The 13,480-nt window shown below is 64.7% G+C and carries 12 protein-coding genes; 9 read left to right on the plus strand and 3 right to left on the minus strand.

The window, feature by feature from the left end:
• The first annotated feature begins 1,219 nt into the window (after positions 1-1,219).
• From hemL to G8760_RS29645, 7 genes are all read left to right on the plus strand, one after another.
• Positions 1,220-2,539, plus strand: coding sequence for a glutamate-1-semialdehyde 2,1-aminomutase (gene hemL, locus G8760_RS29615; protein ID WP_166356422.1), 1,320 nt, complete (start codon positions 1,220-1,222; stop codon positions 2,537-2,539).
• A 61-nt stretch (positions 2,540-2,600) separates the two neighbouring features.
• The gene (locus tag G8760_RS29620) at positions 2,601-3,257 is read left to right on the plus strand and encodes a histidine phosphatase family protein (RefSeq protein ID WP_166356423.1); all 657 of its coding nucleotides are present in this window, start codon (positions 2,601-2,603) and stop codon (positions 3,255-3,257) included.
• The gene (locus G8760_RS29625) at positions 3,257-3,865 is read left to right on the plus strand and encodes a TlpA family protein disulfide reductase (RefSeq protein WP_166356424.1); all 609 of its coding nucleotides are present in this window, start codon (positions 3,257-3,259) and stop codon (positions 3,863-3,865) included. The genes G8760_RS29620 and G8760_RS29625 overlap by 1 nt, the downstream gene beginning before the upstream one ends.
• A 3-nt stretch (positions 3,866-3,868) precedes the next feature.
• Positions 3,869-4,615, plus strand: coding sequence for a cytochrome c biogenesis CcdA family protein (locus tag G8760_RS29630; protein WP_166356425.1), 747 nt, complete (start codon positions 3,869-3,871; stop codon positions 4,613-4,615).
• Positions 4,612-6,300 (plus strand): cytochrome c biogenesis protein ResB, encoded by a 1,689-nt coding sequence (gene resB, locus G8760_RS29635; RefSeq protein ID WP_166356426.1) that lies wholly within the window; start codon positions 4,612-4,614, stop codon positions 6,298-6,300. Before G8760_RS29630 ends, resB begins: the two co-directional genes overlap by 4 nt.
• A complete protein-coding gene (gene ccsB / locus G8760_RS29640) occupies positions 6,300-7,310 on the plus strand; it encodes a c-type cytochrome biogenesis protein CcsB (RefSeq protein ID WP_166356427.1) in 1,011 nt (336 codons plus the stop codon). The genes resB and ccsB overlap by 1 nt, the downstream gene beginning before the upstream one ends.
• A gap of 107 nt (positions 7,311-7,417) precedes the next feature.
• Positions 7,418-8,119 carry a hypothetical protein gene (locus G8760_RS29645; RefSeq protein WP_166356428.1) on the plus strand — a complete coding sequence of 234 codons (702 nt, stop codon included), beginning with the start codon at positions 7,418-7,420 and terminating at the stop codon, positions 8,117-8,119.
• An 83-nt stretch (positions 8,120-8,202) separates the two neighbouring features.
• Here G8760_RS29645 and G8760_RS29650 read toward each other — a convergent pair whose 3' ends face one another.
• Together G8760_RS29650 and G8760_RS29655 are read right to left on the minus strand one after the other, a co-directional pair.
• Entirely contained in the window at positions 8,203-8,640 is a 438-nt protein-coding gene (locus G8760_RS29650) for a PLD nuclease N-terminal domain-containing protein (RefSeq protein ID WP_166356429.1), read from the minus strand.
• Between the two features lie 197 nt (positions 8,641-8,837).
• Complete coding sequence (locus G8760_RS29655) at positions 8,838-9,860, minus strand: TIGR03560 family F420-dependent LLM class oxidoreductase (protein WP_166356432.1); 1,023 nt, start codon at positions 9,858-9,860, stop codon at positions 8,838-8,840.
• 94 nt (positions 9,861-9,954) lie between these two features.
• Here G8760_RS29655 and G8760_RS29660 point away from each other — a divergent pair, with 94 nt between their 5' ends.
• A complete protein-coding gene (locus G8760_RS29660) occupies positions 9,955-10,281 on the plus strand; it encodes a DUF4229 domain-containing protein (protein ID WP_166356430.1) in 327 nt (108 codons plus the stop codon).
• Between the two features lie 238 nt (positions 10,282-10,519).
• Here G8760_RS29660 and G8760_RS29665 read toward each other — a convergent pair whose 3' ends face one another.
• Positions 10,520-11,338 (minus strand): RNA polymerase sigma factor, encoded by an 819-nt coding sequence (locus G8760_RS29665; protein ID WP_166356431.1) that lies wholly within the window; start codon positions 11,336-11,338, stop codon positions 10,520-10,522.
• A 325-nt stretch (positions 11,339-11,663) separates the two neighbouring features.
• On the opposite strand from G8760_RS29665, the gene G8760_RS29670 reads away from it, so the two are divergent.
• On the plus strand, positions 11,664-13,480 hold a 1,817-nt coding region (locus G8760_RS29670), incomplete at its 3' end, for a hypothetical protein (RefSeq protein ID WP_207782871.1).

The following is a 13,480-nucleotide window of genomic DNA, read 5'->3' on the forward strand; positions in this document are numbered from 1 at the left end:
CCAACGCCGCGGCCATCCTGATATCCATCGCTGCCACTCTCCCCGTCATGAACACACAGTCCACAACAATTCAGGTGTCAGCGATGTCCCGAGACATCAACTGTCAGCGATGTCCCGAAACAGGACAACGTGTGCGGTAGCCAGGTGTGCATCTGATCGCCAGAGCGTGCCGCCGCTGTGATCACCGTCTGTGGTCAGGCATCGCCATCAGCGCGGGGTCGCCGTCGTCAGGTGGTGGGGAGCAGCCGGGAACCAGACCCGGCGTCTGGTTCCCGGACTGATTCGACCGCGTTCATCGCGGTCGTTGAGGGCGTCGGGTTCGCCGCACATTGTGGTGACCCTCACCCCTCGGCTAGCTGCAACGAGCTTCCATACGGCACGGTGCTGTGCAGTAAGCCTCCTTGCTGTCGCCCTGGTGACAGTAAGCGTCCTTGTACCCGGGCGGATGCCGCAGTAAGGCTCTTGTGCTCGCCCACCCGACGACACGTTTTCCGTGCGGTGAAGACTGTGTCGTCCTGTCCCGGACTTCGCTACCGCCAGGTGGTGTTAAGCGCCGGATTCAGGCTATTACGCCATCTGGCGGTAGCGAAGTGTGCGATGTCGTATTGGGACCTGGCAATCATCCGGCTCACTACCGCCACAGTGCGGCTCTTGGTCGACACGGCACATGTCGCGTCGGCAACACCTATTTTCGCCGGCCGGCAATCTCCGGCCAGCACCACCAGCTCCACTCACCGATCGTTGCAGGGACGTTGCTCCAGGCGAGCTGCCTCGACCGTGCAGAGATATCTGCGCGCCTGGAAAACGTGTTGCGGCGTAGCGCGGTGGAGCGTCGTTGGCATCGGCGATGGTGTCCGGTTTCGTGCGATTGATGCAGACTGCCACCCCACGTGCCCAATCCGCGTCATCGCACCTACCCCCCCGCGCCCTCCCCAAAATCGACACCAGCGTGCAGAGGCGGAGTCCGCCCAACGTCCCGCTCGTCGGCCCGGTGAGTTTGACGATCAGATGCATCAACGCACCGACGAGCCCCGGTTGCGCATCTGATCGCCACGCATCCACACTCTGAGACCCGATCAGATGCACCACACCGCGCCGATACCCGCTGTTCATACACCTGATCGCTCTGACGAGAACGATCAGGCGTCAAAACGGAGATCAGGTGCACAACGGGGAGGGGTGTGCGGGCAGGGCGTGGGTCGGTTGCGAGAATGGCACGGTGAGCAACGACGTCCCCCGCAGCGCGGAACTCTTCGAGCGTGCCAAGTCCGTTACCCCAGGCGGGGTGAACTCGCCGGTACGGGCGTTCGGAGCGGTGGGCGGTACGCCGCGGTTCATCCAGCGAGGTGCCGGCGCGTACCTGTATGACGCCGACGGCCGTGAGTATGTCGATCTCGTGGGCTCCTGGGGGCCTATGATTCTGGGCCACGCCCACCCGGTGGTGGTCGAGGCGGTTCAGGCGCAGGTGGCGCGGGGTGTGTCGTTCGGCACGTCGACCGAACCAGAGGTCGAGTTGGCTGAGGCGATCGTGGCGCGCACCAGCGTCGATCAGGTGCGGCTGGTCACCAGCGGCACTGAAGCGACCATGAGCGCGGTCCGGCTTGCCCGGGGTTACACCGGGCGTAGCAAGGTGGTGAAGTTCGCCGGGCATTACCACGGTCACGTGGACCCGTTGTTGGCTGCGGCCGGCAGTGGTGTCGCCACGTTCGGATTGCCTGGCACACCGGGTGTCACCGAACCCACCGTCGCCGACACCATCGTGCTGCCTTACAACAACATTGAGGCGGTCAAGGCTGCCTTCGCCGAACACGGCGATGCCATCGCCTGCGTCATCGCGGAAGCGGCGGCCGGAAATATGGGTGCGGTGCCGCCGCGGGAAGGGTTTAATGCCTTGCTGCGTGACACCGCCCACGCACATGGCGCCGTGCTCGTGCTCGACGAGGTGATGACCGGTTTCCGAGTGGCGCGCTCCGGATGGTTCGGGCTGGACGGTGTCGCCGCGGACCTCACCACGTTCGGCAAGGTTATGGGTGGAGGTTTTCCGGCGGCGGCGTTCGGGGGCCGGGCCGAGATCATGGCCCATCTCGCGCCGGAAGGGCCCGTCTACCAGGCCGGCACGCTGGCCGGCAATCCGGTGGCCAGCACGGCGGGCCTCACGACGCTCCGGTTGACCGACGACGACGCTGTTTACCAGCGGCTCGACGACACAGCCCGGACCGTCGGACAGCTTGTGGGTGCGGCCCTGGAAGCTGCGGGTGTGCCCCATATCGTCCAGTTCGCCGGGAACTTGTTGACCGTGTTCTTCGTCGATCCCGCCGAGACGGTCACCGACTTCGAGACCGCGAAGCGCACTAACACCGCTCAGTTCGGGGCGTTCTTCCACGCGATGCTCGACGGTGGGGTGTACTTGCCGCCGTCGGCCTTCGAGGCATGGTTCGTCAGCACGGCCCACGACAGCCAGGCTCTCGACCGGATCGCGGCGGCCCTGCCCGCAGGCGCGGAAGCGGCTGCTCGGGCGGTAGACGGTGCGCCTCGGTGACTGTCAACGACACGTCGTAGTATAGGCGCCGGCGGCAGGATCGGCGCGAGGGAAGGAAGCGATGACGACCTCCAGGGGGACCACGAAGATCCACCTGCTACGGCACGGTGAGGTGGACAACCCCCGAGGTGTGCTGTACGGCCGGCTGCCCGGCTACCACCTGTCCGCCCGGGGCCGGGCGATGGCTGAGCGAGTGGCCGAGGTGGTCGCTGATCGAGACATCGGCCTGCTGGTCACCTCGCCGCTCGAGCGAGCTGTCGAGACCGGGGAACCGATCGCCGCGGCGCTCCAGTTGCAGCCCACCCTTGATGACGACCTCATTGAGGCCGCCAACGTGTTCGAGGGGCTGACGTTCGGCGTGGGCGACGGCTCACTGCGCAAGCCGCAGCACTGGAAGCATCTGCGTAATCCGTTTCGCCCCTCGTGGGGTGAGCCGTACACGGAGTTGGCCAGCCGGATGCGCCGGGCTATGGAGCGAGCGCGCGCGCTGGCCGACGGTGGGGAGGCGCTACTCGTCTCGCACCAACTGCCGATCTGGACCGTTCGCTCGGCTATCGAGGGGCGACGGCTCTGGCATGATCCCCGCAAACGGGAATGTTCGTTGGCCAGCCTGACCACCTTCACGTACCGGGACGGCGCCGTCGTGTCAGTGGCGTACAGCGAGCCGGCGGCCGATCTGCTGCCTGACTCGGGTCAGACGTTCACCGCGGGGGCGTGATGAAAGCCAGGGTGTGGCCGGCGGTGTCCGTCGCCGCGTTACTCGCCGGTTTGGTGCTGGTGAGCTGCTCCGACGGTCAGGTCACCCGTGACGGCGACGTCGAGAACATCGGGTATATCGAGGGCGACGGCGTCGTCAGCCTGTACGCGCCGGAGAACCGCAAACCCGCCCCTGAGTTCAGCGGACCGCTGTTGCGGGACGAAGGCGACTTCGACCTCACGGAGGCGAGAGGCGACGTCATCGTTCTCAACGTTTGGGGTTCGTGGTGTGCGCCGTGCCGCAAGGAGGCGCCGGACCTGCAAGCCGTCTACGAGGAGTACGCCGACGAGGGTGTCCGGTTCATCGGGGTCAACACCCGCGACGGTCAGACCGAGACCGCCGCTCGATCCTTCGAGGACGAGTTCGGCATTACCTACCCTAGTGTGTTCGACCCGCACGGCGAGGCCCTGCTCGCGTTCCGCGACACCCTGCCGCCGGCGGCGATCCCCAGCACACTCGTCATCGATCGCGAAGGACGGATGGCCGGGCGGGTATTGGGCCCTATCGGGCGCGGCTCCCTGAGCGACATGATCTCCGACGTCCTCGCCGAAGGCGGAGCTGGTCCGTGAACCATGGGTAGCACCTTCGGCGAGACCGTCCTCACGGGTTCGCTCCTGCTGGCGATCCCGGTGGCGATGCTGGCCGGGCTGGTGTCTTTCCTGTCGCCGTGTGTGCTGCCATTGGTTCCCGGTTACCTCGGCTACGTGACGGGGTTGTCCGGTGACGAGTTGTCGGGGGCGCGACGGGGCCGCATGGTGATGGGCGTCAGCCTGTTCATCGTGGGCTTCGGGCTTGTCTTCGTCTCCTACGGGCTGCTCTTCGGGGGGCTCGGCAGCACGTTGCGGGAACATGCCGACATCATCACGCGAATCATGGGGGTCGTGACGATCGCCTTGGGGTTGATGTTCGCCGGCTGGCTGCCTGGGCTCACTCGGCAGTGGACGGCGTCGTCGACCCCCACCATCGGATTGGCCGGTGCGCCGGCGCTCGGAATCGTGTTCGGCCTCGGGTGGACGCCCTGTATGGGGCCGACCTTGGCCGCCGTACAGTTCCTCGCATTCGACGAGGCGAACGCCGGCCGGGGGGCGTTGTTGTCGTTCATGTACACGCTCGGTTTGGGCCTGCCGTTCCTGCTGGCCGCGCTTGCCTATCACCGATCGTTGCGGATGTTCGGGTGGCTACGCCGGCATCAGATGGTGTTGGTGCGGTTCGGCGGTGTGCTGCTGGTGGTCCTCGGTGTGCTGCTGGCCACCGGGGCGTGGAACGAGATCATGGCCCGCATGCAGGGATGGATCTCCGGGTTCGAGGTGGTTGTATGACCGAGCGTAGCGACGTCGCGGCGCCAGCCCAACCGGAGATCGATCCGGTTCACGTCTCGGAGCGTGGTTACCCACACGATCAGCAGCCGTGGGGAGCGCAGGCCGGTGACCGGTCTGGTCGCTCCGGTGAGCCGCCGCGGCCGCCAGCGCTGAACGCGGGGGAGTTCGCCCGCTGGGCGTGGCGACAGTTCACCTCGATGCGGGTCGCGTTGATCCTGCTGTTCCTGCTGGCGCTCGCCGCTATTCCTGGCTCCATCATCCCTCAGTCCAGGGCGGACCCGCTATTAGTGCGTGACTTCCGAGCACGCAACCCGGGACTGTCGGAGTGGTATGACCGTCTGGGTTTGTTCGACGTGTTCTCGGCGCCGTGGTTCGCCGCCATCTACATCGCACTACTCATCTCGCTCGTCGGATGTATCCTTCCGCGTGCCTGGCAACACTGGAAGGCGGCCCGGGCCCGGCCACCACGAGCGCCACGGCGGCTGTCCCGGATGCCGGCCTACCGGTCGGTTGTGGTCGACGGCGATCCCGAGCAGGTTTTGGCAGCCGCCCGAGCTGAGCTGCGGGCGCGCCGGTTCCGGGTCGGGCGGCGGGAGGGCTCGGACTCCATCGACGCGGAGGCCGGGCACATACGTGAGACCGGCAACCTGGTGTTTCACCTGTCGATGGTGGTGGTGCTCCTCGCGGTGGCGCTGGGCAGCCTCTTCGGCTATCGAGGCACGGTGCTTGTACCCGAAGGCTCGGGCTTCGCGAATTCCCTGGTGCAGTACGACAACCTGTCGGCCGGCCCGATGTTCGATCCCGGTGACCTGCCGCCCTTCTCACTCGAGGTGGAGCGGTTCGCCATGGAGTTCCTCGACGCCGGGGCGCAGCTGGGGATGCCCGACAACTATGAGGCCACGGTGAACTTCGTGCGTGCCCCGGGTGCCGAGCCGGAGACCCGGACCATCCGGGTCAACGAGCCGTTGAACGTGGATGGCACCTTGGTGCACATCCTCAACCCCGGTTATGCCCCGGCGATCACGGTTCGGTCGGCGGCCGGCGACGTGTTGGCGGAGGGACCGGTCCCGTTCCTGCCGCAGGACGACAATTTCACCTCCACGGGAGTGGTCAAGGTGCCTGTGGGGACCGGCCCCGACCTCGGTATCGAGGGTGTCTTCCTGCCGACGGCGTACATCGACGACGTGGGGATGCGATCGATCTTCCCCGAGCCGCGAATCCCGGAACTGTTCATCACCGCCTATCACGGTGACCTCGGCCTGAACGATGGCGTCGCGCAGTCGGTCTATCGGCTCACCCAGGACGGGCTGGAACAGTTCGAGGTTGACGGAGAGCCGTTTCGCGCCAGGCTGGGTGTGGGCGAGACGGTGGAGTTGCCTGACGACGCCGGGTACGTGACCTTCGACGGCTACGTGACCTGGGTCAACCTCCAGATCAGCCGGAACTCCGGGAAGGAGATCGCGCTGTTCGGAGCGATCCTGGCGGTGGTCGGGCTGGCGGCGTCGTTGTACGTGCGGCGCAGGCGGGTGTGGGTGCGTGCGACGCGCGGGGCCGATGGGCGTACCGTTGTCGACGTCGCCGGATTGCACCGTTCCGATGGTGGAAACCTGGACGACGAGGTCGCCTCGGTCACCGACGGTCTCAGGGCCAGACTGGACGATGGCGAGTCGGAGAGGAAGACGTGATGGATCTCGATGCCATAGCCGAGTGGAGTAGGTACGTCGTCGGCTGTGCGTTGGTGGCGTACTTGGCTTCCTGGCTGGCGTTTGCCGCTGAAACGGGGGCCCGCAACCGCCTCAAGCTAGCTCTGGCCGAGCGGTCAGCGGCCCCGGACCCGGCGCTGGTCTCCTCCGATGCCGCTGCTGGTGAGCAAACCGCGGCCGCGGGTGATGCCGCCGCACCAACGGGGCGGGCCGACTCCGAGCTGACCGGCTACCTGACCGACCAGGCAGACGTGCGGGGCCGCCTGGGCTTCGCGTTCCTTGTGGTGGCCACCGCTGTCCTAGCGGCCGGCGTCGCGATGCGGGCGGTCGGCACCAGCCGCATGCCGTGGGGGAACATGTATGAGTTCTCCATCACGGCCGCCCTGTTAGCGTCGGTCATTTTCCTGATCATGGCTCGTACGGCACCCGGACGGGCCGTGGCCGCGTGGGTGGTGCTCGTCGCGTTCATCACGCTCGGCTTGGCGGTCACCATCCTGTACGTGCCGCCGGGCCCGTTGGTGCCGGCTCTGCGCTCGTACTGGATGATCGTCCATGTCGGGTGCGCGGTGATCGCGTTCGCCCTGTTCACCGTGGCGGGTGCGGTGAGTGCGTTGCAGATCGCCGCTGAACGGGCCGAGCGTCGTGGCCGCACCGGCTGGGTCACCCGGCCGTTGCCGGCATCGTCCGTGCTCGACCGGTTCGCCTACCGGCTCAACGCCATCGCCTTCCCCATCTGGACCATCGGGCCGCTCATCCTTGGAGCCATCTGGGCGGAGGTGTCGTGGGGACGATACTGGGACTGGGACCCCAAGGAGGTGTGGGCGCTGATCACCTGGCTGGTGTACGCGGCTTATCTGCACGCGCGCGCCACCGCCGGCTGGAAGGGGTCCAAGGCGTCAATCGTTGGTCTCATCGGATTGACGACCGCGATCTTCAGCTATTTCGGCGTCAACATCTTCTTCGACGGGTTGCACTCGTACGGCGGCCTGTGACGGTTCCGCGACACATGGTGGATAGTGCATCATCGACGGCCGGCCTCCCTCACACTCGATGTGGGTAGGACATCTGTTTCTTTCGACATACGGAGTGTGAGTTCAGCATGACAGCAGCACGTCCTGGGGCATTCGCCGCCGCGAGGTGCGCCGTTCTCGTCGCGGCGGTGGGAGTCACCATGGCCGGGTGTGGTGGTGACGACGACAACGGGATAGCCGGGTTGTCCGCGGCCGAGATCCTGACCGAGACGCAGGAGGCAGCCGAAGCCGCCGAGTCGTTGCGGGTCGAAGGCGCGGTGAGCGACGAAGGATCCGAGTTCAGCATCAGCATGGAGCTAACCGCGGACAGTTCCACCGGAACCCTGAGCGCTGAAGGGATAAGTTTCGAGTTGCTCAGTGTCGGCGATGACCTCTACATGAGGGCGGATGCCGATGCCTGGACCACCATGGCCGGCGACCCTGGCGCGGGCGCGCTGCTGGCGGACCGTTACGTTCTCGTCCCGCCGGGAGATACGAGCTTCGACTCGTTCGCTGATTTCGGTGGTTTGGACAACTTCACCGAGTCGGTCCTGACGCCGGTCGGGTCGGTGACCAAGGGCGACGAGACCGAGGTCAACGGCGAGCCAGCCATCGGGTTGGTCAGCTCCGAGGGCGGCGTGATGTACATCGCCACGACCGGTGATCCGCTGCCGGTCCGGCTCGACCCGCCGGAGGGCCAGACTGGTGGGCTCGACTTCGAGTGGGATGTGTCGGTGGACATCGAGGCACCGGACGAAGACGACATCGTTGATCTGAGCAGCATTCTGTAAGCGCTGCTCCCCCGGTGATCGTTGTCAGCTTAGTGTCGCTATAGCGACACTAAGCTGACAACGATCACCGGGTAGGGGGACAACTAGCGGTCGTCGTCACCACCGTCGGAACGCTTACGGAGTTCTTCCTCTGGATTGGCATCAGGCCGCTTGGGCGGGTCTTTCGGGTCTTCCTTCGGCGGGTCGTCTTTGCGCAGTTCCTCTTCACGACGCCGGAGGTTGGCCTCCCAGCTGTTCAGCAGCTGTTCGTGTTCTTCGTCGAGGTTACGTAGCTGCCGTAGGAACTCTGGGTCGTCGTCCGGTGCCCGCTGCGGCTGGACCGGACGGGCGGGGCGCGGGTGGAGTCTGCGTTTGGCAGCGGCCAGCCACAGAATGGGACCGACAACCGGAACCAGCAGAATGATCATGATCCATATCGGCTTGTTGAGCGCACGAATCCTGGTTGAGTCGGTTTGCAGGCAGTCGATCAGCGCATAGACCGCCAGGATGAGCGCGACCACCACCGGCAATACGCGGGCCACTGCGGGACCTCCTCGTTGGGTGAATCTCTACGTTCCAGCCTAAGCCAGATGGGCTCGCACGCACACAACACCCTGCGTTCAGCGTACGTTGGCGGTTGCGACACAGCGTATAAGCCGACGTTTCGGTCTCTCACCAGCAAGTCTGGCCAAGGCGCCGACCAGGGGTTGGCGCCGCGACGCGTTGCTCGGGAGCGCCGTCACCGCAGCTCGGGGAGCACGTTGTGTTCCAAGAGCCGGAGTCCGTCCGGGTCATACGCGGCGTCGATCAGGTAGCAGATGGCATATCGCATGCCGGCGTCGTAGTGGGCGCGGATGTATTCGACGATCTGTTCTGGAGTTCCGGTGGACGGGAGGTCGCGTAGCTGCGCGACGGTGCTGTCCAGCTTGTCCTTGGGGAGGAACCGGCTGAGCCGGTCGGCGAAGCGGGCCAGTTTGTCGTCGACCTCGGCTTCCGTCTCACCGACGATGATGTTGAAGCTGGAGCTGCGGGTGATGGACTCGAAGTCGGTGCCGAGGTCGCGGCAATGCTCAGCCAGAATCTCCGACTTGCGGACGAATGTGGCGATGTCGCCCCCGAAGTTCGTGTAGGCGGTGTAACTTCCAGCGTCCAGCTGGCCACCACGTGCGTGTTTGGCGGCGATACGCAGCGTGACTTTCTCGCCTCCGCCAGCGATCCACAACGGGATGCCGGCCTCCTGAAGCGGCAGTGGACGGCAGATGGCGCCATCGACGTCATAGTGCTGGCCACTGAAGGTTGCGGTGCCGTGTGTCCACAATTGACGCATGATGGTGACACCTTCGTCCAACATGCGCAGCCGCTCGCCGGCGCTGGGGAAGCCATACCCGTAGGCCCGCCACTCGTGTTCGTACCAGCCGGCGCCAATCCCCATCTCAATCCGCCCGCCGGAGACCATGTCCGCGGTGGCTGCCACCTTGGCCAGATACGCGGGGTTGCGATAGCCCATACACGTGCACATCTGGCCCAGCCGGACCCGGCTGGTGACGGCGGCGAAGGCGGCCATCAGCGTCCATGCCTCGTGGGTGGCTTCTTCGCTGGGCACCGGAGTGGTGTGAAAGTGGTCGTAGACCCAGAGGGAGTCGAAGGCGGAGCCGGCGTCGACACGGCGGGCTATGTCGACCATCGTCTCCCAGTGCCGCTCGGCTGGGATGTCAACGAGGTCGTGCCGCCACCCCTGGGGGACGAAGAGTCCGAAACGCATCTGGTCGGTCATGGCACCACCGTACCGACCCGTTGTTGGTGGGTTGGACGGTGATCGTGGGCCCCCAGCGAGCTAGTCGTAAACTTGTGGAGCGATGGCTCTCCTCCGCTACACGTTCCTGCGTGCCCTGATCTTGATCGTGGTCGGGGCGCTGCTGTGGTTGGTCGGCTTCCGGGGTTTCTGGCTTCTTCTGGCCGCGGTCTTCTGCTCCGGCATCATGAGCATCTTTATCTTGCGTCGTAGTCGTGATGCCGCGTCGACGGCGCTGGATAGACGGGTCTCCACCATCCGGCACCGGCTTGCTGAGCGGACGGTCGCCGAAGACGTATGGGATGAGGAACGTAGGACCCTCGGCGAACAAGCTTCAGCGGGGAGTCCATCGGCTCCTGACAACTCGTCCGAGACACCAGGCCGAGGTTGACTCCAGAGGCGGTAGTCGACGACGCCCCGCCAGGATGACTCCGCGCCCTGAGGTCCGGCCCTGCTCGGCGGACCTGAGAGCCTGTTCCCTCAACCCCACGAGCTGCGGTGGCCCCGCATCCCGACCGGCGACGTTCTCCTCAGTCGCCGCGCAACCCCGGGGCGACTCCTTCGTCGGCCTCGTCGGACCGAGCGCGGACGGCCGTCCGCGCCTCTCGCCGGGGTTGGGGAACGGGCTCTCAGCCCGGCTGGCGTGAACGTATCGACCGAGGTGGGGGGAGCTCGAAGTTGGCCTGCCTCATCGCCTCGTAGCGCTGGGCACAAGCCGGATGGAGCCGAACGTGGCGTTGAATCAGCTCAGCGGCTCGTTTACCCGCCCGCCCCCTCAGGCTCTGTGCCATCTTGACCATGATGCGGCTGCAAACGCTGTTCACGGATGGCTGGACGTGGGCGAGCAGGTATGCCTGTCGTAGGCCCTCCCGTGCTCGAAGTGCCAGCGCAGCCGTACCGTTGTCGCTCAGTTCCAGAGCGCTGGCGAGCTCATGTGGGCTCAAACCCTTCACGACGGTGGCGTCGATGACATGTTGCCAGCGGGTCGGCAGCTGGCGGAACGCGTTGACAGCCAGGACACGGGAGGGGTCGTCAATCGACGACGCGACAGGTGCGTCGAGTTCTTCGTACACGGTAGGGACCTCACGGGACTCCCGCTTCAACCGGTCGAGTGCTACGTGCCGGACAATGGTGAGCACGTAGCCGCGCACACTTCCTGGCCGGGGACCGTTTCCGGACAGGAGGACCGTGAAGAACCGTAGCGCGGCCTCTTGGTAGACGTCATCGGCGTCTACCGGAGAACCGACGATGCGCCTGGCGATCGCCAGGGTGTCCTGGTCGTACCGACACCAGAGGCTGGCAAGCGCTTGGCGGTCACCGGCTCGCGCCTGTTCGATGAGTTCAGCGTCGGGTCGAGCCGACCGTTCTCGTGGCTGCCCCTCGGCGCTGGCTGCGGTGGCCGGTGGCGATGTCGTTGGACTATCAATGACTCCCGAGATGCTGACCACTGTGCTTACCTCGAATCCCCCGTTTAGACGCGGCAGAACCTGATGTGCGCCAATGCCTGTATTTGCTGGGTGCTCCGCCGCACTCCGAAATGATCTACCCACCATCCGCGTGACAAGCAGTTGTGAGTTTGCCGAACGGAGTGCTGAGAAGCCAGTAGTAGCACTGTGATATAGATCACATATGTTTTACAGAATTTAGCGTAATGAAATAGGTCTAGGGATTGTCTAAATCATTTTAGAGGGTTTCTCTGGCCAGCTTTTAACCGGCTATGTGGCGGTTTCCTGGCTGTGACTGTTGCGGGGATCCCTCGTATCAGGCGAGGTCATGCCCGCCCTGATCAAGATGCTGGCATCCAGGTCAGGTATCGGCAAGGTGGTCGGGAGTGTGCCTATGGCGGCTGTTCATCGTGAACCGCCGCGTTTGCGAACCTTGCGAAGAAGGGCGGCCATTTGCGGCTCTTGGTTGGATCAAACAGGATTCTGTGGGCGTGACAACTGCAAGTTCAAATTTCTAGATTCTTGCGTCATGGCGGCGGCTCCCAGGGGGTCTTACCGGTTGAGTGGGGCAATGCGCTCAGCTCTCGTCGGCGACATCTCGTGCGCCGATCAAAAAAATGAGAATTACGTAGAGACCGGCACGGATGGTGCCGGTGGAAGGAGTCAGATGCGATCTGACGAGGCCAAGCTGACGCGTGGCAAAACGCGTGGCTTGAACAAGGCCATAGGAGGAGCGGCCGCGCTCTGCACCATCAGCGCGATGGGTATGTACGCGGTGACCGCTTCCGCAGATGACCACTGGGACTCGATCCCGGTGGATTGTGTTGAGTTCAACGGCGACTGGATGGCCGATGCACGAAGTTCGATCGCTCGGGCTGAGGTATCCCTAGCGAGCGCTCCGCTCGGGCCCGCGCTCCTTGGGGCTGAGCTGGGCTTCCCGGAAGCACATGCGCAGGCGTACTCCGACGTGCTGCCGGATGGCTCCGAGGGTGATCACTCACACGGCTACGCGCATATCCTCCGCGGAGACCTCAGCATCCTGGGTGCGCCAATCCCGATTCCGCTGTTCCACACAGAGCAGACGGCGCTGCCACACAACGCCTCAGCTACTCAGAGCAGCACCGAGCTGGATATCCCTCCACTGGGGAACCTTGGTGTCTTCAACCACGGTGCACACGCCCGGTGGTCAACGAGCCAGCTGATGCAAGGTACGGGGTCAGCGAAGGACACCTTTGCCGACATCGGACCGTTGGGTCACTTCCCCGACCTCTACGAGATCGATGACTATCTCTCGTTTGCCACCTCGGATGCGGCAGATGTCGATCTCTTGCGGGTTGACCTTCCGTTGCCGCTGCCCGGATTTGGTTCTGAGCTGGTGGTCCTCGGCGCTGACGCGTTCCAGACGGCCGCTCAAACCAACCTGATCGACAACCCGGAACCAGCTGGTGCGGGGACGTTTGCCGCCGAGGCATGGGCAGTGTACGAATGGACACGCATACACGCCCTGAACGGAATGATCGAGATCTCGCTTGGTGGAGCGGGCGGCGAGGATCACCGTTCGTACCTGCGCGCGGTCGCCACTGGCGTTGACCCGGTGACCACGGACCTGCTGGAGTACAAGGCTCCGTTCGGCAACATCATCATCCGTGACCCAGCTACCGGCGAAGTTCAGGCCGAACTCGACCTCGACACTGGACTCAACACGGTGATCGACCTGGGCCTGGTGGAGATCACCCTCGTGCAGGGTGGCATCAACGAGGGGCCTGGTGAGTACATCGAAACGTCTACGCACGTCAAAGCGCGGGTAGACGGACTGTCCGCCAGCGTCGACATTGGTGTCGATATTCCCCTTGTCGGCCGCCAATCGCTTGGTTTCGTCGAGCTTTCGTTCGGCGAGATGGAGGTTGAAGCGCAGGCCCCGGCCGGCGGCATCATCTCGAGCCTTGACGAGGAGTCCGAAGAGTGCATCGATGCTGACGTCGATGTTGATGCTGACGTGGACGCGGATGTTGATGCTGACGTGGATGCGGATGTTGATGCTGACGTGGATGCGGATGTTGATGCTGACGTGGATGCGGATGTTGATGCTGACGTGGATGCGGATGTTGATGCTGACGTGGATGCGGATGTTGATGCTGACGTGGA

This window comes from Phytoactinopolyspora limicola, assembly GCF_011320225.1.
Taxonomy (GTDB): domain Bacteria; phylum Actinomycetota; class Actinomycetes; order Jiangellales; family Jiangellaceae; genus Phytoactinopolyspora; species Phytoactinopolyspora limicola.